The organism is Streptomyces achromogenes, assembly GCF_030816715.1.
Taxonomy (GTDB): domain Bacteria; phylum Actinomycetota; class Actinomycetes; order Streptomycetales; family Streptomycetaceae; genus Streptomyces; species Streptomyces achromogenes_A.
Window position 1 is genome coordinate 3,359,478 of the sequence record NZ_JAUSYH010000001.1, and the last position, 21,316, is coordinate 3,380,793.

A 21,316-nucleotide genomic window follows, 5' to 3' on the forward strand; every position below is an offset into this window, starting at 1 on the left:
CCTCTTGCGCCGGCGGGGGAGAATGGAAGGCGGCCTGCATCCGAACCGTACGAGGAGGAGAAGACATGGCGGAGCCCACGCCGCGTCGGCACGAACCGCGGCTACGCCCCGCGCCCCTGCTCTTCGAGCCCGCCGAGGCGGCCGGCGACCCCGAGCACTTCTTCGACCTGGAGTCGATAGACGATCCGGGGGCGCTGCTGAGCCGGGCGACGGAGCTGACACTCGCGTTCCGGGCGGCGGCCGACCGGGCGCTGGAATTCCAGGCGATGGCCGCGGCCCAGCTCGCCGATCCGCGCCGCTTCGACCGGCTGACGACGGCGGACATCGCCGATCGGGCCGAGTGGACCGAGGACTACGCGAAGAAGATGGTCGAGTTCGGCCGGGACCTGCTGCGGGGCGACGCCGAGGGCCGGGGCCCCGCCGACCCCGGGTGAGCCGTGCGCGCCGTGCGCGTTGCGTGGGCCGTCGGAGCCATGTGAGCCGTCTGACGGATATGGGCCACCGTGGCACCACGCGACCTCACCGGTGGCATATGCCGGGCGGGCAAGATACTCCCTCCGCGTCCCTCCCGTCCCGATTTCGCGCAACCCTGTGAGACCGCCCGCTCACGGCCGGTAGACATGTCGGCATGAGCAGCGCATACGACGAAGCCCTCGGCGTCACCCCGGACGGCGCCGCCTGGCTCGCCTCCGCCGGAACGTATCCGCGCAGCACGCTCGCCTTCTGGGAGGAGCGGCCGCAGGCGCCGGTCGTCCTGCCGTGCGGCGCGGTGTTCGACGTCGTCAGCGCGCCGGCGATGTTCGGGCGGGCGATGCTCGACCGACTGTGGGGTGACGGGCCCGGCTCCGGGCCGGTGGCCGCGTTCCGCGGCCGGACGCTGCTGTTCGCGGCGCCGGGCACGGCCCAGCGACTGCCCACGCTGCTGGAGTGGGAGGAGTGGAGCGCCGAAGGCCGCCGGGACGGCCGCGCCGCGACCGTGCCGCCGCTGCTGTGCCACGGCACCGGCGACGCGGTGACCGTGCCCGCGCTGGTGCCGTCCGATCCGGGGTGCGGCGCCCGCTGGGTGGTCGCCCCGGACACCCGTCACCCCTGGCTTCCGGGGCCCGAGATCCTGCTGTGGGCGGCGGTGCGGGCGGCCCGCTCGGCCGTGCGCATATCGATTTCTCCTCCCCCCGACCAGGATGCTAAGGTCTACGACGTCAGCAGGCGCCGCTAGCTCAGTTGGTTAGAGCAGCTGACTCTTAATCAGCGGGTCCGGGGTTCGAGTCCCTGGCGGCGCACGACAGTGAAAGGCCCCTCGCGCGAGCGGGGGGCCTTTCTCGTGCCGTCATCTCACAGCTTCCTGCCCGGGGTGATCTTCAGCGTCCACGCCCCCGACGCCGACCGGCTCTCCACGTCCACCCGGACGCCGTCGCCCGGGACGGTGAAGCTCTCACCGAGAGCGACCGGGGCGTCGGCGAGCGGCGGATAGACGGAGTTCTCCCAGCAGGCTTCGGTGCGCGGGTGGGCGTCGAGCACCTCGACCGGCCCGCGGCCCGACCGGGCGGCGCTGCTGACGCGGTAGACGAGGATGCCGGCGCGGCAGGCGGCGCGGTCGTTGCCCACCGGGCCGCGCGCCTCGAAGGCGAGCGCGCTGTCCGGGCCGGTGCGGACCACCGCGAGCCTGGCACCGCCGCCGGACACGGAAGCCGACTCCACGGGGGCCGGCCGCCCGGGGACGGGCCGCCCGGGGGCCGACTGCACAGGGGCGGGGACCGGCTGCACAGGGGCGGGGACCGACTGCACAGGGGCGGGGACCGACTGCACAGGGGCGGGAACCGGCTGCAAGGGTGCCGGGGCCGGCCGCACGGGGGCGGGGGCCGGTTCCGCGGGGCCGAGGGTCGGTTCCCCGAGGACTCGCGCGGCCGGCTCTCCGAACCCGGCGCCCGGTTGCCCGAAAGCCCGTACGGTCCGCGCGCCCGGCCCGGCGCCGAGCGGCTCGAGCGTCAGCCGGGCCGGGCCGGGGCCCCGCAGGCACAGCACCTGGCGCGGGTCCAGCCAGCCCAGCTTCCACTTGTGCCAGGCGAACAGGTCGGGGGCGAGTCCGAACTGGCTGCCCATCAGGTCCCAGTCGCCGACGTAGGTGTCCCAGTCGCCCTTGCCGTCGACGGGGCGGTGATAGAGGTCGGGCAGGTCGAAGACATGGCCGGTCTCGTGGGCGAGAACGAGCCGGTCCGGGGGGTGCTTCTCGAACACGGTGACGACCCGGCGGAGGTCGGTGCCGTCGGCGTGCAGCGGGTCGTCCAGGTTGACGACCTTCGTGGCGTCCGAGTCGACGCCGGGGGCGTCCGGGTCGGCGACGAAGTAGACGACGTCGTAGCGGGAGAAGTCGACGTGGGGGTCGGCGGCGGCCAGGGCGTCGTGCAGGTAGGAGGCCCGGCCCTCGGAACTCCAGTCACGCCGTATGGCGTAGGCGGTGGACGGCTTCGGCATGCGGATCCACTGCTTCAGCGGGTGGGAGCGCAGGCTGAACCTGCCGTACGACGCCTGCTCGAAGAAGCGGCTGGTGGCCGGGAAGTGGTCGGCGGCCAGTTCGGCGGGCGAGATCAGCGGGGCCCGGTCGGGGAACGACAGGAACACCATCACCGCGTCCAGCGAGCGGGCCGGGCGGGGGTAGGCGGCGTTCCAGGAGTCCAGGCCCTCCGAGTGGTGGGCCGCGGTGCGGGCCAGGGCGCAGGGCGCGGCGGAGAAGGGTTCGGCCACCGAGGGGTTGCCGATCAGGGAGGTCGCGGCGAGCGCGGTGAGGGTGGTGAACACGGACGCGGTACTGCGCAGTCGGGGGCGCGGGAGCAGGCGCACGGGTCGCGGCAGTCGCGGCACAGAGACCTCCGGGGGCGGTTCACGGGACACCGCCACCCAGACTGTGTGTGTTTGTCGTACTTCGCCCTGTTTTTCTGCACCAGAAGAGTGAGGACACGGAAAGCGGGCATCACCCCGACACCCCCGGAATTCTCACGGAACGTCACAAGCGGTCGCGGGCCCGCAGAACCGGGCCAGGTGCGGGCAGAAACGATCTGTCAGAAAGGCGGGTTGTTCCGGGACACTGGGCATAGGCTGCGCGGGTCCCCGGGCAGCCTCTATGATCGGCACACTTTCCTGCACGGACAGAGATCGAGTGCACTGCGGGAGCGAGCGGTGAGCGGAACGTCCGAAGGGCCGACGCCCGCGGCAGACCTCGACCGGTCAGCCGTCACAGAGAGTGACATCAACAGTACGAGCGGCGGGCCTGCGGCCTATCGGTCCGTCTTCGCGGCGGCACCGCTCGCCATGGCCGTCGTCGACGGCGAGGGCCGGATCGTCGACGCCAACGGCGCACTCGGCGCGCTGCTCGGCGGCGGCAGCGCCCCGCTGGTCGGGCGGGTCGCCTCCGACCTGCTGGACCTGACCTCCGACGCCCGGATCCGGCACGCCTACCGCGAGGTCCTGCGCGGCCGGCGGGCCAAGCTGCGCTGCACCCGGCGACTGAAGCAGCCCGACGGGCACGCGCTGTGGGCGCAGGTCACCGTCTCGCCGCTGGAGGCGCAGACGCCGGGGGCGGGAACGCCCGGGGTGCTGCTGTCCGTGGCCGACGTCAGCGCCCAGCGTGATCTGCAGGCGCGGCTGCGGCATCTGCAGATGCACGACCCGGTGACCCGGCTGGCCAACCGCACGCTGTTCTTCGAGCGGGTGTCGGCCGCACTGGAGGCGGAGGCGTACGAGCAGAGCGGCACCGGCCGGATCGGCCTGTGCTACCTGGACCTGGACGGCTTCAAGGCGGTCAACGACACCCTCGGTCACCGGGTGGGCGACCGCCTGCTGGCCGCCGTCGCCGAGCGGCTGAACGGGTGCGCCGAGGAGGCCGGACGGACCAGGCCGAGCGTGCCGCTGGTGGCCCGGCTCGGCGGGGACGAGTTCGCCCTGCTGGTGGAGGACTCCACCGGCACCGACCAGCTCGCCGACCTCGCCGAGTCCGTGCTCAAGGTGCTCCAGGCCCCGTTCGACCTGGCCGGGCACCGGCTGAACGTGTCCGCGTCGATCGGGGTGGTGGAGCGGGCCGCGGCCGGCACCACCGCGACCGGTCTGATGCAGGCCGCCGACACCACGCTGTACTGGGCGAAGGTGGACGGCAAGGGCCGCTGGACGCTGTTCGACCCCGAGCGCAACGCCCATCTGATGACCCGGCAGGCGCTGGCCTCCACGCTGCGTCCGGCCATCGAGCGCGGCGAGTTCCGGCTCGACTACCAGCCTCTGGTCGGCATGTCGGACGGGCGGCTGCGCGGCGTGGAGGCGCTGGTCCGCTGGGACCACCCCCGGTTCGGCCTGCTGTCGCCGAATCGGTTCGTCGCGCTGGCCGAGGAGGACGGTTCGATCGTCCCGCTCGGCCGATGGGTTCTGGCCACCGCCTGCCGCCAGGCACGGCGGTGGCAACTGGACAATCCGGACGATCCGCCGCTGTTCGTCAGCGTCAACGTGGCGGTGCGTCAGGTGTGGGACTCCGACCTGGTGGCGGACGTGGCGGAGATCCTCGCCGAGACGGGGCTCGCGCCGCACCTGCTCCAGCTGGAGCTGACCGAGTCGGCGGTGATGGGCTCGGCGGGACGGCCGTTGCAGGCGTTGCAGGCGCTCAGCGACATGGGCGTGGGCATCGCGATCGACGACTTCGGCACCGGCTACTCCAACCTCGCCTATCTGAGCCGGCTGCCGGTGTCGGTGCTGAAGCTGGACGGCTCCTTCGTGCGCGGCTTCCAGTACGAGAGCGACAAGGAGGGGGCCACCCCGCCGAACCCGGCCGACCAGGTCGTCGTCGAGGCGATGATCGACCTGGCCCACCGGCTGGGGCTGACCGTCACCGCCGAGTGCGTGGAGACGTCCGCGCAGGCGACCCGGCTGCGCAGCATCGGCTGCGACACCGGGCAGGGCTGGCTGTACTCCCGCCCGGTGTCGCCGGACCGCATCTCCGAGCTGCGCGGGACCGCCGAGTCCTACGCGGTCGGCAACCCGTAGGCGTCCGCGACGAGTTCGTAGGAGCGCAGCCGCAAAGCGCCGCGGTGGGCGTGACTGGTGAGCATCAACTCGTCGGCGCCGGTGCGCTTGTGCAGGTCGTCGAGGCCGGTGCGCACCTCGTCGGCGGTGCCGTGGATGATGTTCGCCGTCCAGGAGTCGACGAACTCGCGCTCCAGCGGGCCGAGTCGGGTTGCCTCCGCCTCCTCGGGGGACGGGAACAGGCCGGGGCGGCCGCTGCGCAGCCGGACCATGTTGACGCCGGTGGCCAGGACCTGGCGGCGGGCCTCGCGCTCGTCGTCGGCGGCGAGCACGGAGACGCCGATCAGGGCGTAGGGCTCGGCGAGCACCTCGGAGGGCCGGAACGACGCCCGGTACAGGTCGAGGGCGGGCACGGTGTTCTGCGCGGAGAAGTGGTGCGCGAAGGCGAAGGGCAGGCCGAGCTCGCCGGCCAGGCGGGCGCTGAAGCCGGAGGAGCCGAGCAGCCAGATCGGCGGCCGGTGCGCCGACTGCACTCCGCCGGGGGAGGTGCCCTGGACCGGGCCGGGGATGGCGTGCACCCTGCGGTAGGGATGGCCGTCGGGGAAGTCGTCGTCCAGGAAGCGGGTGAGCTCGGCGAGCTGCTCGGGGAAGTCGTCGGCGCCCTCGTGCAGGGCGGCGGTCCGGCGGAGGGCGGCCGCGGTGCCTCCGTCGGTGCCGGGGGCGCGGCCGAGGCCGAGGTCCACACGGCGGGGGGCCAGCGCCTCCAGGGTGCCGAACTGCTCGGCGATGACGAGGGGCGCGTGGTTGGGCAGCATCACGCCGCCGGAGCCGAGCCGGATGCGGTCGGTGTGGGCGGCGAGGTGGGCGAGGATCACCGCGGGTGAGGACGAGGCGACGCCGGGCATCGAGTGGTGCTCGGCGACCCAGTAGCGGTGGAAGCCGCGCGACTCGGTGAACCGGGCGAGGTCGACGCTGGTGCGCAGGGCGTCGGTGGCGGTGCGGCCGGAGCCGACGGTGACCAGGTCCAGTACGGACAGGGGGGTCGGGGCGCTGCCCCGCGCCGTGCCGCGGATCCCGTCCGCCGCCGCGGATCCGTCCGCCGCCGTGGTCCCGTCGGCGGCCGTCGTCCCGCCTGCCGTCGTCGCGCCGGCCGGCTCGGCCTGTGCCGGCGTCTCTTCTGCGGCCACGGGGGTCCTCCTGTCGTCAGCCGTGTGCTGTCCTCGCAGCGCTAACAGGAGGGTGTCCCCGCTTATTCCCCGCGGACCGGGACCGGCGGCAGAGCGGACGCACGCCCGGCGTCGGAGGGCGGCCCACCCGGCGTCGTACCGGCCTCACACCTGGACGACGGGCTCCCGGGTGAACAGGGCGCCGAGGCCCGGCGCGTTCACCCGCCGGTCGGTGAGGCGCAGTGCCTCCCACACCGTGACCTGGTTGGCGGTGAGGACCGGTTTGGCGAGCTCCTTCTCCAGCTCCGGCAGGTACGCGGCCGTGTGCAGGGCGGTGCCGGGCAGCAGGACCGCCTGCGCCTCGGGGGAGTCGGCCGCCCGTGCGAGCGCGAACACCTCCGCCTCGCCCCAGGCGCCCACCTCGGCCGCCGTGACGATCCCGGCGCTGTGGACGCCGGTCACCCCGACGCCGCCCGCCCGGAGGAAGTCCGCGAAGAGGGCGGCCACGTCGTCCGGGTAGGCCGCCGCGACGGCCACGCGTGCGGCCCCGAGCTCCCGGGCCGCCCGTACGAAGGCGAACGAGGTCGAGGAGGCCGGCGTTCCGGCGCTGGTGGCCAGGGCGCGCACCTGCTCCTGGGCGCCCTCCCAGCCGTGCACGAAGCCGCCGCTGGTGCTCGCCCACACGATCGCCTCGACGCCCGCGAGCCGCAGTTGCGCGACGCCCTCCGCCAACTGCTCGGGCGCGCCCTTCGACCGCAGGGCGTCGACCCGGTGGGCGTCGCCGCCGGCGCCGGTGTGGACGAGGTCCAGCCGGACGTCGCTGCCCAGGAGCTGCTCGATGCGCGGGTAGTCGTCCTCGGCCGAGTGGCCCGGGTAGAGGAATCCGAGTGCGGTCATGTCCAGCCTTTCCTGCTGCTCTTCTCCCGGCAGTGCCGGCGGCGGGTCCCGCGGCGGGAGCCGGCCTCCGGCGGTTCGGTGGGCCGCACGCGCGCCGGGATGTCCGGCGGCGCTCCACGGTCCCACCGCCCGGGTACCCAGTCGGCGCAACGCCGCCCACACGGTCACCTGGTTGGCCGAGATGAGCGGGTTACGAGGTGGGGCCGCCCGCCGGGGACGCTCGGCCCGCCTCTGCCGGGCACTCCCCCCGGGGTCCGCCCACGCAGCGGGGCCCGCGCGGCGCCGGTGGGCAACGTGCCGTCGGCGCAGCCGTGTTGACGACGGTGGCTCCCGATGCCAACGTGGTCGAACCGCGCACGTCATCATCCGCACGCACGTCAGAATCCGCGCACGTCGGTATCCGCGCCCGTCGGACGCGCCTGGGAAGGGACACCGGATGGCCGCCGTCCCCCCGTCCCCCGCCACGCCGCCTCCCGCCGCCCTTCCCACCCCACCCACGCTCCTCGTCCTCGACGCGGACCCGCCGCCCCGGCTGGGGCGGCTCACCGGGCGGGTCCGGGTGGTGCACACCGACGAGGCCTCGCTCGCCGAGCGGCTGCCGGCCGCCGACGTCCTGCTGGTCTGGGACTTCACCTCGCACGCGGTGCGCGACGCCTGGCCCGGCGAGGGCCCGCGGCCGCGCTGGGTGCACACGGCGAGCGCGGGCGTGGACCACCTGATGTGTCCTGAACTCACCGCGTCGGACACGGTGGTGACGAACGCCCGCGGCGTGTTCGACGAGCCCATCGCCGAGTACGTCGCCGCGCTGGTGCTGGCGATGGCGAAGGACCTGCCCCTGACCTGGGAGCTCCAGCAGCGGGGCGAGTGGCGGCACCGGGAGGGCCGGCGGGTCGCCGGGACCCGGGCCGTCGTGGTCGGGTCGGGGCCGATCGGGCGGTCCGTCGCCCGCACGCTGAAGGCGCTCGGCATCACCGCGTCGGTCGTCGGCCGCGTCCCGCGGACCGGCATCCACGGCCCCGACGACCTGGACCGGCTGCTGGCCCGCGCCGACTGGGTGGTCGCGGCCGCGCCGCTCACCGAGCAGACGCGGGGCATGTTCGACCTCCGGCGGTTCGGCGTGATGCAGCCCTCGGCCCGGTTCGTGAACGTCGGCCGCGGGCAGTTGGTCGTGGAGGAGGCGCTGGTGCAGGCCCTGGAGCGGCGGTGGATCGCCGGCGCCGCCCTGGACGTCCTCACCTCGGAGCCGCTGCCTCGCGACAGCCCGCTGTGGCGGATGCCGGGGCTGCTGGTCTCGCCCCACATGAGCGGCGACACGGTCGGCTGGCGGGACGACCTCGGCGCGCAGTTCGTCGAGTTGTTCGAGCGGTGGGCGGTGGGCCGGCCGCTGAGGAACGTGGTCGACAAGCGACGCGGATACGTGCCCGGCCACTGACGTCCCGTCGCTGCGCATGCGTCGCCCCGGGCGTCTCAGGCGTGGTCCGTAGCCATGCATGCGTGGCCCGGGACGACTCAAGCGTGACCCGGGACGGCTCAGGCGTGCCCCCGGACGGCTCAGGCGTGGTCCGGGGCGGTGCGGCGCAGCTCGTCACGCCAGAGGGCGCTGTCGACGTAGTGGTTGTCGTAGCGTTCGGAGCTCGCGCGGATCTCCTCGACGCCCGCCTCGCCGTGGTGCACGCGCTCCAGCAGCCGGTAGTAGTCGAAGCGGTGGAGTCCCGGCGTGAAGAGGACGAGCAGTTCGGCGGTGCTGCCGGGAGCCGGCGCGAAGGCGTGCGGGACGGTCGGCGGAACGGTCAGGAAGTCGCCCGGGTCCAGCGTGCGCACCTCGTCGCCGACCAGGAACCGCATCCGGCCGTCCAGGACGTAGAACACCTCGGTCGCCCTGGTGTGGAAGTGCGCCGGAGCGCCGGGTGAGCCCTCGGCGAAGGTCGCCTTGTTGGCGGTGAGCGCCCCACTCGTGGCGTCCGCGTCGGCGAGCAGCGTGATCAGGCTGAGGGCGCCGTCCTGGAGGGTCTCGGCCTGGCCGGAGCGGACGACGAGGGGGCTGTTCATGGGAACTCCCGGAGATCGGCGGGCGGTCCGCGTGCTGCGGCCGTCGGACCCGTCACCCATGAATCTAGGCCCATGAAAGACCCATCGTATGGTGCATTGGGATGCCGTTCTCATGGGTCAATCCGGGTCGGTGCGCGGGTCGGCGGCTGCGGCCTCACCGGGGTCTGAGCAGCGCGGGACGCCACGCGCCGGCCGCCCGCGCCGGCCGGGCCGGGAAAGCCTTCGCGCGGTCCTTCGCGAGGCCTTTCGCGACGAACGGGGCCGGAAGCGATCCGCATGACTCGCCGGAAGCCGGGTAGCGGCGCGCCCATGGCTCGACCACAAGCACATCGATCAGGAACCGGCCCCCGACCCCACAGAGGACCCAGCCGCCGCTCACTGCTCGCGGCGGCGGTGTCGCTGAGCGCCGCCGGGGGTCTGGGGGCGGCCGGCTGCAGCCGCGTCCCGGACGACGGAAAGGTTCTGGGGGGCAGCCTTCTGGACACCCTGCGCAAGCAGGGGTCCGTGAAGATCGGCATCGCCAGCGAACCGCCCTTCGGGTACGTCGGGGACGACGGTCAGGCCACCGGGGAAGCGCCCGCGATCGCGCGGGTGGTCTTCAAGCGGCTCGGCATCGACGACGTGGAGCCGGTGCCGGTGGACTTCGGCGCCCTCATACCGGGGCTCAAGGCCCGGCAGTTCGATGTGGTGTCCGCCGGCATGTACATCAACCCGGTCCGGTGCGAGCAGGTGCTCTTCGCCGACCCGGACTATCTGATGCTGGACTCCTTCATCGTGCGCAAGGGCAATCCGCACGGCATCAGGACGTACGACGACGTCAAGAAGAAGGGGCTCAAGCTCGCCTCCGGGAAGGCGTACGCCCAGATCGACTACGCCAAGGCCGCAGGCATCAAGGACGTGCTGGTCCTGCCCGACCAGGTGGCCGGTCTGGACGCGGTGGCCCAGGGCCGGGTGGACGCCTTCGCGGGCACCCGCATCACGGTGAAGTCGGCGGTGGAGAGTTCCGGACGGGTGTCCGCGACCGAGCCGTTCCAGCCCGTGGTGGACGGCGCACCGGCCTACGGCGCGGGCGGCTTCGCCTTCCGGCAGTCCGAGAAGAACTTCCGTGACGCGTTCAACGGGGAACTGCTGAAGCTCAAGAAGGACGACTACCGGGAACTCCTCCGGATCGTCGGCCCCTTCGGCTTCGAGAGGGCCGACATGACGGACCTCACGGCGAAGGAGCTGTGCGGCTGATGATGAGTTCCGAGTTCTTCACCACCTGGTTCCTGCCGGGCATCTGGGTCACCGTCCAGGTGACGGTGTACGCGGCGGCCCTCGGCGCGGCCATCTCGTTCGGGATCGGGCTGGCCCGCGGGTCGCGGTACTGGATCGTCCGTTTCGTCGCCGGGATCTACTTCGAGGTCTTCCGGGGCATGTCGGCGCTGGTGCTGATGTTCTGGATGTTCTTCGCGCTGCCCCTGTTCGGCTGGCAGCTGGTGCCCATGTGGGCCGGTGTCAGCGCGCTCGGCCTGACCTACGGCGCCTACGGCTCCGAGATCGTCCGCGGGTCCCTGGCCGCTGTCTCCCCGGCGCAGAAGGAGGCGGGCGTCGCGCTCAACTTCACCCGGCTGCAGCGGCTGCGCCTGATCGAACTGCCGCAGGCCTGGCCCGAGATGGTGCCGCCGTTCAACAACCTGCTGATCGAGCTGCTGAAGGGCACCGCCCTGGTCTCGGTCATCACGGTGGCCGACATGACGTTCGCCGGCAACCTGGTCCGGCTGGGCACCAACGAGACCACCCCGGTCTACACCCTGCTGCTGGTCCTGTACTTCGTCCTCGCCTTCCTCATCACCCGCGGCATGCGGCTGCTGGAGCGCAGGGCCAAGGCGGGGGTCGGGCAGCGGCCCGAGAAGACCGGCGGGAGCACCCGCACGTCCGGCGCGCGCGGCGAACGCCTGCCCGCCGGTTCGCAGTCCGCGGCAGGAGGCACGGCATGAGCTGGGACTGGAACGTCGTGGACGACTTCATGCCGCGCTTCTGGGACGGCGTGCTCGTCACCCTGCAGGCGCTGGCCGTCGGCACGCTGATCGCCTTCGCGCTGGGACTGGTGTGGGCGCTGGCCCAGCGGTCCGGGCGGGTGTGGGTGCGCTGGCCGGTCGTCGCCGTCACGGAGTTCATCCGCAACACGCCGCTGCTGGTGCAGCTGTTCTTCCTCTTCTACGTGGTGCCGAACTTCGGCCCCTCGATGTCGCCGCTCACCACCGGCATCGTCGGCCTCGGTCTGCACTACTCCACCTACACCGCCGAGGTCTATCGCGCGGGCATCGACGGCGTGCCCGCCGGCCAGTGGGAGGCGGCCACGGCGCTGAGCCTGTCCAAGGGCCGCACCTGGCGGGTGGTGATCCTCCCGCAGGCGATCCGCCGGGTCGTCCCGCCGCTGGGCAACTACGTCATCGCCATGCTGAAGGACTCTCCGATGATCGCGACCATCGGCGCCTTCGACATGCTCGGCGAGGCCCAGACCTTCAGCAACGAGACCTTCACCACGGAGGCGCTGACCGTCGTCGGCGTGGCGTTCATCGTCATCGCCTACCCCGCCTCCCTTCTGATCCGAGCCCTGGAGCGACGCCTTGTCCGCTGACACCGATCCCGCACAGACCCTCGAGTCCCTCGCCAACCCGCCGGTGGACGGTCGTGAGCTGATCCGCTTCGACCAGGTCACCAAGCGCTTCGGCGACAACACCGTCCTCGACCGGCTCGACTTCTCCGTCGACTCCGGCAAGCACGTCACGCTGATCGGCCCGTCGGGCTCCGGCAAGACGACGATCCTGCGGCTGCTGATGACCCTGGCCACGCCCGACGAGGGCACCATCAAGGTGGGCGGCGAGTACCTGACCCACGAGGAACGCGGGGGCAGACTGGTCCCGGCCGGCGAGAAGCACGTCCGCGAGGTCCGCAAGAACATCGGGATGGTCTTCCAGCAGTTCAACCTGTTCCCGAACATGAAGGTGCTGCGCAACATCACCGAGGCCCCCGTCACCGTCCTCGGCCTGTCCGCGGACGAGGCGGAACAGCGGGCGCGCGAGCTGCTCGAACTGGTCGGCCTGACCGAGCACATCGACAAGTACCCGAGCCAGCTGTCCGGCGGGCAGCAGCAGCGGGTGGCGATCGCGCGGGCGCTGGCGATGCGGCCGCAGGTCCTGCTGCTGGACGAGGTGACCTCCGCGCTGGACCCGGAGCTGGTGGCCGGCGTCCTGGACGTGCTGCGGGACATCGCCCGCACCACCGACATCACGATGCTCTGCGTGACCCACGAGATGGGCTTCGCCCGGGACATCTCCGACCAGGTGCTGATGTTCGACTCGGGCCGTGTCATCGAGTCGGGCCCGCCGGAGAAGATGTTCAGCGATCCGGAGCAGGAGCGGACCCGGGAGTTCCTCAGCGCCGTCCTGTGACGACTCCTGACGTGAGCCGGGGGGCGGGGCGACGCGAGCCGGCATTCCGGGCCGGCGCCGCCCCCGGTACCCGGTACCCGGTACCCGGTTCGGGCCAATGGCATATGCCGGTGGAACAGTCCGCTGTAGAGGGGGTCGGCAATCCCGCCGACGCCCCTCCCCGCAGGCCCGTCGCCGGTTATCGTGGTAGCGGTGCACTGACCGGATTACGGCCCATAGGCAAGCGCAGCCGACACAGCGAGCGCAGGGGGAACCGTGGCGCTGAAACACGAGCCGACCGCGCCGTACCACTCGACCCAGTACGCGCTGCGCGTCCTGGAGAGCGTGGCGCGGCACCCCACCGGAATCACCGACAGCCGACTCGCCCGTCTGACCGGCCTCAGCCCGGAGCGCCTGACCACGCTCCTGCGGATGCTGCGCCGCGAGGGATACGTCGAGCAACTCGCCGACGGCGTGTACGTGACCGGTGACGCCCTCACCCGCCTCGGCTCCGCCCAGGACCACGACCAGGCCCTGCGCGCGAGGCTCCAGCACACCCTCGACCGGCTGCGCGACTCCGTCGGCGCGGCCGTCTACATCAGCCGGTACGTGGACGGCGAGGTCACCATCACCCAGTACGCGGACGGCCCCGCCACGCCGTCCGTCAACGAGTGGTTCGACTTCCGCCGCTCCGCGCACGCCACCGCGCTCGGCAAGAGCCTGCTCGGCCAGCTCGACCACAACGGCCGCCGCGACCACCTCTCCCGGCACAAGATGGCCCGGCTCACCTCGCGCACCATCACCAGCGACAAGCTGCTGCTCTCCCGTCTGGAGGCCCAGGCGCCCACCGTCCCGGTGCTCGACCTCCAGGAGTACGCGATCGGCACGGTCTGCGCGGCCGTCCCGATCACCGCCGGCTCCACGGCGGGTTGTCTGGCGCTCTCCCTGCCCGTCGCCCACGCCCACCGGCTCCGCCAGGCGGCCGAGACCCTGAACAGGAACGCGGCGCCGGTACTGCTCTCGCTCGCCATCTGAGGCGCGTCCCGGGGGTGCCGCCACGTGGTCGGAAGCACCCCCGCGGACCAGGTAGTATTTTCTTCGTCGCAGGCCGCCGAAGGCGGAGGGCGAGAGTCATGCGCCGCTAGCTCAGTTGGTTAGAGCAGCTGACTCTTAATCAGCGGGTCCGGGGTTCGAGTCCCTGGCGGCGCACCGAAGAAGGGCCTCTCGTGAACACGAGGGGCCCTTCGGCTTCCCCGGTCACCCCCGCTTCCCCGGCTCCTTCGGCGTCCGCTGCGTCCACGGCACGCGCCGTCCCTCCGGCCCGCCCGGCCGGTCCGATCTCCGCGGCCTCTGCGACCTCCGCCGCCTCCCGCGCCGTCAGCCTCCGGTAGCCGGGCTCTCCCGGCGGCCGCCACCACACCGGGTCCGCGCAGCGCGGCCCCTCGCGCCGCAGCAGCGCCCGGTGGATCTTGTTCGTCGCGGTGACGGGCATCCGCTCCACCACCCGCACGAACCGGGGCGCCATCTTGGTGCCCAGGTCGGGCTGGGCGAGCAGGAACGCGGCGAAGCCCGCCGGATCGAACGTCCCGGCCAGCGTCGCCATCACCTGGTCGCCGGTCACCGGGTCCGGCACCGCGTAGACGGCGACGGCGTCCGCTCCCTCGTACCGGGCGAGGATGTTCTCGATCATCGCGGCGGCCAGGTTCTCGCCGTCGACGCGCAGCCGGTCGTCGGTGCGGCCCGCGAAGTAGAGGAAGCCCTCGCGGTCCCGGCAGAAGAGGTCGCCGGTCCAGTACGCCCCGTCCTCCCGGCGCCGCTCCGCCTCCGCCGCCGGATTGCGCCAGTAGCCCTCGAAGGGGTTCGGGCCCCGGTTGACCAGCTCCCCGATCGCCGCGTCGCCGTTCAGCAGCCGCCCCACCGCGTCGAACACCGCCCGCGGACACTCCTCGCCCGTCTTCGGGTCGAGGACGACGAGACCTGCGCCCGCCCGGCCGACCGCGCCCGGCGGAGTGCCGGGCGACCACTGCACCGCCGCCCCGCCCTCCGAGGAGCCGTACCCCTCCACCAGCCGCACCCCGAAGCGCCGTTCGAAAGCCGCCGCGTCCACCGCTCCCGCCTCGGTGCCGAAGCCCAGCCGCAGCACGTGGTCCCGGTCGTCCGGGCCGGGCTCGGTGGCCAGGACGTACTGGATCGCCCGGCCGACATAGGTGAAGTACGTCGCCCGGTAACGCCGTACGTCCGCCAGGAACCCGGACGCCGAGAAGCGCCGGCGCAGCGCCACCCCGGCGTCGGCGGTCAGCGCCGGAGCCCAGTCGGCGATCACCGCGTTGCCGTGGAACATCGGCATGCAGACGTAGTGCACGTCGTCCGGGCCGACGGCGAACTGCCCGGCCAGGGAGCGCCCGGCGGCCGTCAGCCGGCCCTGGGTGCAGATCGCGGCCTTGGGGGCGCCGGTCGAGCCGGAGGTGAAGTAGAGCAGGAACCGGTCGGCGGGCGTGGCGCGGGACGGGTCCGGGCGGGCGTCCGCGTACGGGGCGAGGAGCGCGTCGTACTCGGGCGTGCCGGTGACCAGGAGGCGGACTCCGGGCAGGTCGAGCCCTCTGAGCAGCGGCAGGTGGGCGTGCTCGGTGATCAGCAGCCGGCACTCGGTGTGCAGGACGTCCCGGGCCAGTTCGGGGCCGCGCCGGGTGGAGTTGATCCCGGCGACGGCCGCCCCGGCGAGGGCCGCGGCCGACAGCCAGAGCGGGAACTCCGGCGTGTTGTCCAGCAGCAGCCCGAGGTGCGGCGGGCCGTCCGGCGGCAGCAGGTCGGCCAGCAGAGCCGCCCGGGCGGCGGCCCCGGCGGCGACCTCGTGGTGCGTGAGGACGGCGTCCTCGCACCACAGCCCCGGCCGGAAGTCGCCCCAGCGGGCGGCCACGAGTTCGGCGACGGTAGCGGTGCCGGCTCCGGTTTCCCTGGTGGACTCCATGGGCGCGCACGGTAGTTGACGTATCGTCAGATGTGGAGAGTCAGGGGGCGCACCGTCAGGGCAGCAGGCCGCCCGCCTCCGAGAAGAAGGTGTGCGCGGCGACCATGGCGACGACGCAGAAGAAGATGAACACGGCGAAGAAGCCCAGCAGACAGCCCGTGCCCGCGGCGAGCCTCCCCCGGCTCGGCCGGTGGGCCGTGGCCCCCTCCGGGTGGTCCGGCGCGTAGAAGACGGTGACGATGTCGCCCTCGATGACGGTGCCCGGACCGCCGCCCTCGTCGAAGCGGTAGGCGCGGCCGTCCCTCGTGGTGAACTCGTAGACGTGGTGCAGGGTGGTGCTCACCGAGGTGTCGCCGCCCCCGCCGCTCGTGTGCGTATAGGTCCGCAGACAGCGGCCCTCGGCGGTGACTCCGCTGTCCCAGGCCGCTCTGACCTGCCGGGTCCGGCCGAGGGTCTTGTACGCGAGGAAGAGCATGACGGCGATCATGATGCTCGGCACGATGTAGAAGAACGTTTCCATGAGCTCCCCCGGTGTTCTGAGATGTTCCCCCGCGCCGGCCTGGTGTTGACGGCGTGCAGGGAACGTACCCGTGCGCGGGCCCGGGGGAGCTCAAGCGATGCTCAGGAAAACCGGCCGCTCAGAACGTGACGTCGGAGCAGGCGTAGAAGGCGTTGGCCGTGTCGGCGATCGTCCACACGGCGACGATGACGTGCCGTCCGCTGAGCCCGGACGGCAGCGTGCCGCTGTGCGAGAGGGTCGACGGGGGCCGCTGACCGCCGTAGGGCACGGTCAGGAACGGCGTGAGGTCGAGATCGGAGCGGGCCAGGTTGTGGTTCTGGTTCCAGCCCTGCCTGGTGACGTAGTACGTGAAGTCGGTCGTGGCGTGCATCGCGGTGAACTGCCAGCGGAAGGTGTAGCTCCGGCCGCCGTTCACCCGGGTCGTCGGCCACGCCCCGCCCGAGGGGGTCCGCGGACCGTCGAGCTGGGCGAAGCGGGCGTTGCCGCCGGAGCAGATCCGGCCGTCGGCCGCGCCGGAACCCGGGAAACCCTTCGGCCCCTCGACGCTCTGCGGCTCCCACTGGATGTCGCCGCAGTTGGTCACGGAGCCGTTCTGGCAGAGCTTCTGCCGGCTGACGGGGAGGTCGGTGTAACCGTGGCCGCTCGCGCCGCCGGCGGTGAGCACGAAGGCTCCCGCCATGGTGAGCCCGAGCGCGGCGGCGTACCACCTGGTCTTTTTGCGCATGCTGCCGCTCCTGGAGAACGTGGGGAGTTCACTGAGCCGAGCTGTGCAGGTCTAGACCAAGTTCGAGATTATGGGCGTGCGCGGAACATGTCCATACCCGTCGCGGGTGCTGTTCGACGGGCCGTCAGGGCGACTGCTCCCGGCCCGCGCAGAAGGCCACGGTCAGGTCCTTCACCAGCGCCTTGCGCTCGTAGTCGTCCAGTTCCACGAGCCCGCGCATGGTCAGCCGGGTCACCGTGTCCTCCACCGAGTCGACGACCGAGGTCAGCACGGTGGCCCGGTGCTGGGCGTCGAGCGCGGCGATCCGTCGGCGGTGCATCGCCGCGGCGACCTCGGGGGCGTACTCCACCCGGACCGGCTGCACCGAGAACACCTCGAGGCCGACCACCCCCGCGTCCCGCGCGACCAGCCGGGTCAGCGCCTCCCCCGCCGCCTCCACCGAACCCCGGCCCGCGCCCGGCGTCTCCACCGGGATCCGGGCCAGCGCCGCCTCGACGCACTCACGCAGATACGTCTCGTGGTCCTCCACCCCCAGCGTGGCCCGCGCGGTGTCCCGCACCCGCCACACCACCAGGGCCACCACCCGCAGCGCGACCCCGCTGCCGTCGGCGGCGAACATCGGCTCGCTGCGCCAGTGCCGCAGCCGCACGTCCACCCGGCGGCGCAGCAGCAGCGGGTTCACCCACAGCAGGCCGGTGCGCCGCACCGTGCCCCGGTAGCGGCCGAACAGGCCGAGCACCCAGGCCCGTCCGGTGCGTCCGCGGGCGAGGCCGCCGAAGCCGAACAGGGCGAGCGTGCCCGCGCCCGCGTACGCCGCCCACTGCGCCGGACCGAGGCCGGCGCCCGCGATCTCCGGCAGCCGCAGCGCCGCCACCGCGAGCGGCGGCAGGACGCCGGCCCACCACGAGGCGGCCACACAGCCGGCCGCCCCGCAGACCCCGCCGAGCACCCCCGCCGCGCCGGGCAGCACCCGCGCCGGCCGCTCCGCCAGTTCGGGGTCCGGCCGCGGTCCCGGGCGGGGCTGCGCGAGCATCGGCCGGCGCAGCCTCGGCTGCTCCCCGGTGCCCGCCCGGCTGCCCACCACGGCGGGGCTCAGCGGCACCGGCCGCGGCTCGGGCTCGTCGCGGAACAGAAGGTGGACGGGGATCTCGGTGGTCGCCTCGCTCTGGATGAGCCGTGCGGGCCTGGACGGCCCCTCGGACTCGGGTGTGGGAGAAGTGGTCGTGTGCATTGCGTGCCTCCAGCCTCCGCGCCAGATACGCCATGACAGTGGGGGGACGGTGTGGATGGACGGTGCGAGGGGAACGGTGTGGGCGGGACCGGGTGATGGGGACCGGGTGGACGCGACCGGGTAGGTGGGACCCAGTGGGTGGGATCTCGTGGGCGAGACCCCTGTGGGTGGTATTTCGTGGGCGAGACCTCGTGGGTGGGGACTGCCCGGGCGTGGGCGGGGTCGCCCGGGCGGGGCGGCGGTGCTACGTGAAGAGCCGCCGCCAGGCCTCGGGGCCCGGATAGCCGTCGGCCGCACCGCCGCGCCAGCCCTGGGCGCGCTGGAAGGCCTCGACCGCTCGCCGGTCCGCCTCGCCCCAGCGCGGCCCCGGACCCGTCGTGTAGTGCCTGCCGAATCCTTTCTTCACCAACTGCCGCCCCAACTGCGTGACGTACGCGTTCTGCGCCCCGGGCCGGAACACGCCCCGGCCCGGGTAGGCGGGCACGCGCGGCGCCGAGGAGGCGGGAGCGACGGGCGGCCCCGCGGCGCCCGACCCGGACCCGGGGACCTGCGGGACCTGCGGGGTCCGCGGCCTGTGCAGGGCGGGCGGAACCTGTGGCATGTCCCCGCCCCCGCCGGTGACCAGCAGCGCCCAGGTCCGCGGGCCGGGCAGGCCGTCGGCGTCGGGGCCGCTCCAGCCCTGGGCGCGCTGGAAGGCCCGGGTGGCCCTGCCGTCGGCGGCCGACCAGCGCGGGCCGGGCCCCGAGCCCCAGAAGCGCTCGGCGCCGCGCTCGACGAGGAGCCGGCCGAGCAGGGTGACGTACCTGTTGTCCGCGCCGGGCCCGAACGCCGCCCGCCCCGGGAACGCCGGCAGCTCGGTCCGCTGCCCGCCGGGCTTGTCCCCGTCCCCTCTCGCGCTCGCCTGCGGGTTCCCGCCCCTGGCGCCGGACTCCTCCCCGGTGCTCTGCGCGGCAGGCCGCAGGCCCTTGTAGCGATAGGGGACGTAGCGGTCGGAATTGCTCCAGTAGGCGTAGGGAGTGGCCTGGCGGCGCGTGGTCGGACGGGTCTGCTCGTACACGACGTAGTAACTGTGCGTGTAGTCCGTCCAGCCGCCGAAAAGGACGACGTGCGAGCCTTTCTCGGGGTCGGACGGATTGTGGAACAGCAGAATGTCGCCGGGCCCGAGTTCCTCCTTGGAAATCCTCGTCCCGAACTGGTGGAGACTGCCCGTCCACTCGTTCCGCGGCAGGTTCCAGGCCATGGAGACGAAGCCGGAGCAATCCTGCCGGTAGCCGTCCCACCAGTAGGCGCTCATGCTGTACGGCACCTGCGCCGAAACCCATTCCCCGGCCCGTCCGATGATGTCGGCCCGGGTCGTCGCGGGCGTCACGACCGGTCCCGCCGTTCCGCCCGGACGCGTCGACTGCCCCGCGGGGCCGTGCAGCGGGGCCCTCACCCCCTGGGGGGTCTCGGGCTCGTCGCCTGCGGGAACGCCGGGGCGGTCGGGGGCCCGCGGAGCGGCGGCGGTGGCGGGCGTCGCGTGCGCCGCGCCGAGCGCCGCGGCCGTCGCGGTGGCCACGACCAGGGCGCGGTGAGCGGGCGGGAAGCCGCCGAACGGGCCGGTCGGGGAATTCCGGGCCGCCCGTCGGCGTGCCGCGCATCCGGGGCAGTCGCAGTCGCTCTCGGGATCGAATTCCTCGAATGCCGGAGGCTCCATGCGATTCCCCTCACACCTCAGCTGGAAATGTCCGCGACTGCTCACGTTCGCCAGTTTCTCAACCGTCTTGTCGACGCGCATGCTGACGGTCCGAATGATGTAAGCCGCGCGCTCCCGGCCCGACCGCCCGGGAGCCCCGGGCGGTCGGACGCACCCTCCGGCGTCCTGTAGAGTTACGACGTCAGTGCGAGCGCCGCTAGCTCAGTTGGTTAGAGCAGCTGACTCTTAATCAGCGGGTCCGGGGTTCGAGTCCCTGGCGGCGCACAGACGACGAAGGCCCCTCGCGAGAGCGAGGGGCCTTCGTTCGTCCGCGTTCACGTCACAGCACGCCACATTACGTCACACCACGACCGGCGCCCGTGCCGGTGAGGTACGCCGACACGATCACGTTCGCCGTGTAGCTGTGGCCGGCCCGGTCGAAGACTCCGCCGCAGGTGATGAGGCGCAGTTCGGCGCGGCCCGCCCGGCGGGCGCCGTAGGCGAGCCGGGCGTCGAAGCGGTCGCGCCGGACGACCTCGACGTCGTCCACGGTGAACTCGGCGACCTTCCCGTCGTCCCGGACCACGCGGACCGTCTCGCCGCCCCTGAGCGTGCTCAGCTTGTAGAAGACGGCGGGCCGGGTCTCGGTGTCGACGTGCCCCACCAGCAGGGCGGCGCCCCGCGCACCGGGCTTCGCGCCGCCGGCGTACCAGCCGACGACGCCCGCCTGGTCGAAGGGCGGCGGGTCGACGGCTCCGTCCCCGTCGAGGCCGCGGGCGACGATCGGGGCCCGCACGCCCAGCTCGGGTATGTCGACGCGTCGCGGCAGCGCCTGCCCCATCGGCTCGGCGGCGGGCGGGAGCCGGACCGGCGGACGGCCCACCGCGGCCATGTCGCCGGTCGCCGGGACGGATCCGCCGTGCCGCACGTCGGTCACCTCGCGCCCCCACAGCCACAGCCCGAACAGCAGCACCGCCCAGGCCAGGCCGGTCAGGAAGCGGCCGGAAACGCGCTCGCGCTCGGACACGGCTCAGTCCGTCCTGCGTCTCCGCCGCACACCGCGGAAGACGACGGCGGCCGCGGCGACGCCCGCCAGCACCAGCCCGATGACCGCCTGCACCGCGCCGGGGCCGTCCACCCGGGCCTCCTCCACGGAGGCCAGCGGAGCCGCCCCGCCGCCGCCCGCGCGGACCGGGGCGACGGGAGAGGCGGGGACCGTCGGGGCGTCCTGCGTCGGGGGGCCCGAAGACTCCCGCGGCCGCGACGGCTCGACGGGCGACGGGGCGACGACGCTGATCCGGCCCTTGACCGTGAAGTCGACGCAGGTGATCCGCACGTCGTAGGCGCCGGCCGCGACCGAGGAACGGACGCGGGTGTCGCCGACGAGCGAGCCGCCCGAAACGCTGAGCCGCGCGTCCGAGACGAACGCGTCCGAGGTCGCGGTGGCCGTGCGGCCCCCGCAGCCTGCGACCTTCAGCGTGATCTCGGCGCCGGGCGCGGGCTTGGACGGCGTGACCGAGACGCTGCCGCCGCCGTCGGAGGCGTGCGCCGTGGGGGCGTACGCCATGGGGACGAGCATCGCGGGGGCGAGCGCCGCGACGGCGGCCGCGACACCCGTACAGAGAGTGACCTTCAGTGAACTCATCGTGAACCTCCAGCTCTCTGGAGA

20 protein-coding genes and 3 tRNA genes are annotated in these 21,316 nt (G+C 73.2%); 12 read left to right on the forward strand and 11 right to left on the reverse strand.

The features are described 5' to 3' along the window. The first annotated feature begins 65 nt into the window (after positions 1-65). The 3 genes from QF032_RS15055 to QF032_RS15065 all read left to right on the forward strand — a co-directional run bounded on the left by QF032_RS15055 (position 66) and on the right by QF032_RS15065 (position 1,280). Positions 66-434 carry a hypothetical protein gene (locus tag QF032_RS15055; RefSeq protein WP_306952131.1) on the forward strand — a complete coding sequence of 123 codons (369 nt, stop codon included), beginning with the start codon at positions 66-68 and terminating at the stop codon, positions 432-434. A 194-nt stretch (positions 435-628) separates the two neighbouring features. Beyond that, the gene (locus QF032_RS15060) at positions 629-1,216 is read left to right on the forward strand and encodes a bifunctional DNA primase/polymerase (RefSeq protein ID WP_307043212.1); all 588 of its coding nucleotides are present in this window, start codon (positions 629-631) and stop codon (positions 1,214-1,216) included. Continuing rightward, positions 1,207-1,280 (forward strand) — tRNA-Lys (locus QF032_RS15065). The genes QF032_RS15060 and QF032_RS15065 overlap by 10 nt, the downstream gene beginning before the upstream one ends. 52 nt (positions 1,281-1,332) lie before the next feature. Here QF032_RS15065 and QF032_RS15070 read toward each other — a convergent pair. Then, positions 1,333-2,889, reverse strand: a complete 1,557-nt coding sequence (locus tag QF032_RS15070) for a M6 family metalloprotease domain-containing protein (protein ID WP_373430471.1) — start codon at positions 2,887-2,889, stop codon at positions 1,333-1,335. Positions 2,890-3,174: 285 nt separating this feature from the next. On the opposite strand from QF032_RS15070, the gene QF032_RS15075 reads away from it, so the two are divergent. Beyond that, entirely contained in the window at positions 3,175-5,022 is a 1,848-nt protein-coding gene (locus QF032_RS15075; protein ID WP_307043215.1) for a putative bifunctional diguanylate cyclase/phosphodiesterase, read from the forward strand. On the opposite strand, the gene QF032_RS15080 is transcribed toward QF032_RS15075, so the two are convergent. Continuing rightward, positions 5,001-6,074: an LLM class flavin-dependent oxidoreductase gene (locus QF032_RS15080; protein WP_307060262.1), complete on the reverse strand. Its 1,074-nt coding sequence runs from the start codon at positions 6,072-6,074 to the stop codon at positions 5,001-5,003. The genes QF032_RS15075 and QF032_RS15080 overlap by 22 nt on opposite strands. Before the next feature lie 258 nt (positions 6,075-6,332). After that, complete coding sequence (locus QF032_RS15085; RefSeq protein WP_307043217.1) at positions 6,333-7,064, reverse strand: maleate cis-trans isomerase family protein; 732 nt, start codon at positions 7,062-7,064, stop codon at positions 6,333-6,335. A 436-nt stretch (positions 7,065-7,500) separates the two neighbouring features. On the opposite strand from QF032_RS15085, the gene QF032_RS15090 reads away from it, so the two are divergent. Next, a complete protein-coding gene (locus QF032_RS15090) occupies positions 7,501-8,496 on the forward strand; it encodes a D-2-hydroxyacid dehydrogenase (RefSeq protein WP_307056211.1) in 996 nt (331 codons plus the stop codon). A 119-nt stretch (positions 8,497-8,615) separates the two neighbouring features. On the opposite strand, the gene QF032_RS15095 is transcribed toward QF032_RS15090, so the two are convergent. Continuing rightward, positions 8,616-9,113 (reverse strand): cupin domain-containing protein, encoded by a 498-nt coding sequence (locus QF032_RS15095; protein ID WP_307043221.1) that lies wholly within the window; start codon positions 9,111-9,113, stop codon positions 8,616-8,618. A 309-nt stretch (positions 9,114-9,422) separates the two neighbouring features. Here QF032_RS15095 and ehuB point away from each other — a divergent pair, with 309 nt between their 5' ends. The 6 genes from ehuB to QF032_RS15125 all read left to right on the forward strand — a co-directional run bounded on the left by ehuB (position 9,423) and on the right by QF032_RS15125 (position 13,738). After that, positions 9,423-10,349, forward strand: coding sequence for an ectoine/hydroxyectoine ABC transporter substrate-binding protein EhuB (gene ehuB / locus QF032_RS15100; RefSeq protein ID WP_307056212.1), 927 nt, complete (start codon positions 9,423-9,425; stop codon positions 10,347-10,349). Beyond that, complete coding sequence (gene ehuC, locus QF032_RS15105; protein ID WP_307043225.1) at positions 10,349-11,092, forward strand: ectoine/hydroxyectoine ABC transporter permease subunit EhuC; 744 nt, start codon at positions 10,349-10,351, stop codon at positions 11,090-11,092. Before ehuB ends, ehuC begins: the two co-directional genes overlap by 1 nt. Next, a complete protein-coding gene (gene ehuD / locus QF032_RS15110) occupies positions 11,089-11,736 on the forward strand; it encodes an ectoine/hydroxyectoine ABC transporter permease subunit EhuD (protein ID WP_307056213.1) in 648 nt (215 codons plus the stop codon). The genes ehuC and ehuD overlap by 4 nt, the downstream gene beginning before the upstream one ends. Next, positions 11,726-12,550 carry an ectoine/hydroxyectoine ABC transporter ATP-binding protein EhuA gene (gene ehuA / locus QF032_RS15115; protein ID WP_373430342.1) on the forward strand — a complete coding sequence of 275 codons (825 nt, stop codon included), beginning with the start codon at positions 11,726-11,728 and terminating at the stop codon, positions 12,548-12,550. Before ehuD ends, ehuA begins: the two co-directional genes overlap by 11 nt. 255 nt (positions 12,551-12,805) lie before the next feature. Continuing rightward, on the forward strand, positions 12,806-13,564 hold the full coding sequence (locus QF032_RS15120) for an IclR family transcriptional regulator (RefSeq protein WP_307043227.1): 759 nt from the start codon (positions 12,806-12,808) through the stop codon (positions 13,562-13,564). A 100-nt stretch (positions 13,565-13,664) separates the two neighbouring features. Further along, positions 13,665-13,738: transfer RNA gene (locus QF032_RS15125), tRNA-Lys, on the forward strand. Here QF032_RS15125 and QF032_RS15130 read toward each other — a convergent pair. The 5 genes from QF032_RS15130 to QF032_RS15150 all read right to left on the reverse strand — a co-directional run bounded on the left by QF032_RS15130 (position 13,704) and on the right by QF032_RS15150 (position 19,668). After that, the gene (locus QF032_RS15130; protein ID WP_307043229.1) at positions 13,704-15,497 is read right to left on the reverse strand and encodes an AMP-binding protein; all 1,794 of its coding nucleotides are present in this window, start codon (positions 15,495-15,497) and stop codon (positions 13,704-13,706) included. The two genes, QF032_RS15125 and QF032_RS15130, sit on opposite strands and share 35 nt — an antisense overlap. 55 nt (positions 15,498-15,552) lie before the next feature. Beyond that, entirely contained in the window at positions 15,553-16,017 is a 465-nt protein-coding gene (locus tag QF032_RS15135) for a DUF3592 domain-containing protein (protein ID WP_307056214.1), read from the reverse strand. Between the two features lie 118 nt (positions 16,018-16,135). Then, positions 16,136-16,741, reverse strand: coding sequence for a lytic polysaccharide monooxygenase auxiliary activity family 9 protein (locus QF032_RS15140; protein WP_306952120.1), 606 nt, complete (start codon positions 16,739-16,741; stop codon positions 16,136-16,138). Between the two features lie 124 nt (positions 16,742-16,865). After that, positions 16,866-17,972, reverse strand: a complete 1,107-nt coding sequence (locus QF032_RS15145) for an SPFH domain-containing protein (protein WP_307056215.1) — start codon at positions 17,970-17,972, stop codon at positions 16,866-16,868. 244 nt (positions 17,973-18,216) lie between these two features. Next, positions 18,217-19,668: a peptidoglycan-binding protein gene (locus tag QF032_RS15150; RefSeq protein WP_307043235.1), complete on the reverse strand. Its 1,452-nt coding sequence runs from the start codon at positions 19,666-19,668 to the stop codon at positions 18,217-18,219. Positions 19,669-19,858: 190 nt separating this feature from the next. Between QF032_RS15150 and QF032_RS15155 the strand changes: the two genes are divergently transcribed. Then, positions 19,859-19,932 (forward strand) — tRNA-Lys (locus tag QF032_RS15155). Between the two features lie 70 nt (positions 19,933-20,002). On the opposite strand, the gene QF032_RS15160 is transcribed toward QF032_RS15155, so the two are convergent. Together QF032_RS15160 and QF032_RS15165 are read right to left on the reverse strand one after the other, a co-directional pair. After that, positions 20,003-20,674 carry a class F sortase gene (locus tag QF032_RS15160; RefSeq protein WP_307043236.1) on the reverse strand — a complete coding sequence of 224 codons (672 nt, stop codon included), beginning with the start codon at positions 20,672-20,674 and terminating at the stop codon, positions 20,003-20,005. A 3-nt stretch (positions 20,675-20,677) separates the two neighbouring features. Beyond that, entirely contained in the window at positions 20,678-21,292 is a 615-nt protein-coding gene (locus tag QF032_RS15165) for a hypothetical protein (RefSeq protein WP_307043238.1), read from the reverse strand. Between the last annotated feature and the right edge of the window lie 24 nt (positions 21,293-21,316).

What these genes read in the sequence shown, in the direction of transcription:
- QF032_RS15140 (WP_306952120.1), bottom strand. Translation starts at nt 16,741, where the DNA reads ATGCGCAAAAAGACCAGGTGGTACGCCGCCGCGCTCGGGCTCACCATG.
- ehuD (WP_307056213.1), top strand. Translation starts at nt 11,089, where the DNA reads ATGAGCTGGGACTGGAACGTCGTGGACGACTTCATGCCGCGCTTCTGG.
- QF032_RS15085 (WP_307043217.1), bottom strand. Translation starts at nt 7,064, where the DNA reads ATGACCGCACTCGGATTCCTCTACCCGGGCCACTCGGCCGAGGACGAC.
- QF032_RS15135 (WP_307056214.1), bottom strand. Translation starts at nt 16,017, where the DNA reads ATGGAAACGTTCTTCTACATCGTGCCGAGCATCATGATCGCCGTCATG.
- QF032_RS15095 (WP_307043221.1), bottom strand. Translation starts at nt 9,113, where the DNA reads ATGAACAGCCCCCTCGTCGTCCGCTCCGGCCAGGCCGAGACCCTCCAG.
- QF032_RS15145 (WP_307056215.1), bottom strand. Translation starts at nt 17,972, where the DNA reads ATGCACACGACCACTTCTCCCACACCCGAGTCCGAGGGGCCGTCCAGG.
- ehuC (WP_307043225.1), top strand. Translation starts at nt 10,349, where the DNA reads ATGATGAGTTCCGAGTTCTTCACCACCTGGTTCCTGCCGGGCATCTGG.
- QF032_RS15055 (WP_306952131.1), top strand. Translation starts at nt 66, where the DNA reads ATGGCGGAGCCCACGCCGCGTCGGCACGAACCGCGGCTACGCCCCGCG.
- QF032_RS15165 (WP_307043238.1), bottom strand. Translation starts at nt 21,292, where the DNA reads ATGAGTTCACTGAAGGTCACTCTCTGTACGGGTGTCGCGGCCGCCGTC.
- ehuB (WP_307056212.1), top strand. Translation starts at nt 9,423, where the DNA reads ATGGCTCGACCACAAGCACATCGATCAGGAACCGGCCCCCGACCCCAC.
- QF032_RS15130 (WP_307043229.1), bottom strand. Translation starts at nt 15,497, where the DNA reads ATGGAGTCCACCAGGGAAACCGGAGCCGGCACCGCTACCGTCGCCGAA.
- QF032_RS15150 (WP_307043235.1), bottom strand. Translation starts at nt 19,668, where the DNA reads ATGGAGCCTCCGGCATTCGAGGAATTCGATCCCGAGAGCGACTGCGAC.
- QF032_RS15090 (WP_307056211.1), top strand. Translation starts at nt 7,501, where the DNA reads ATGGCCGCCGTCCCCCCGTCCCCCGCCACGCCGCCTCCCGCCGCCCTT.
- QF032_RS15060 (WP_307043212.1), top strand. Translation starts at nt 629, where the DNA reads ATGAGCAGCGCATACGACGAAGCCCTCGGCGTCACCCCGGACGGCGCC.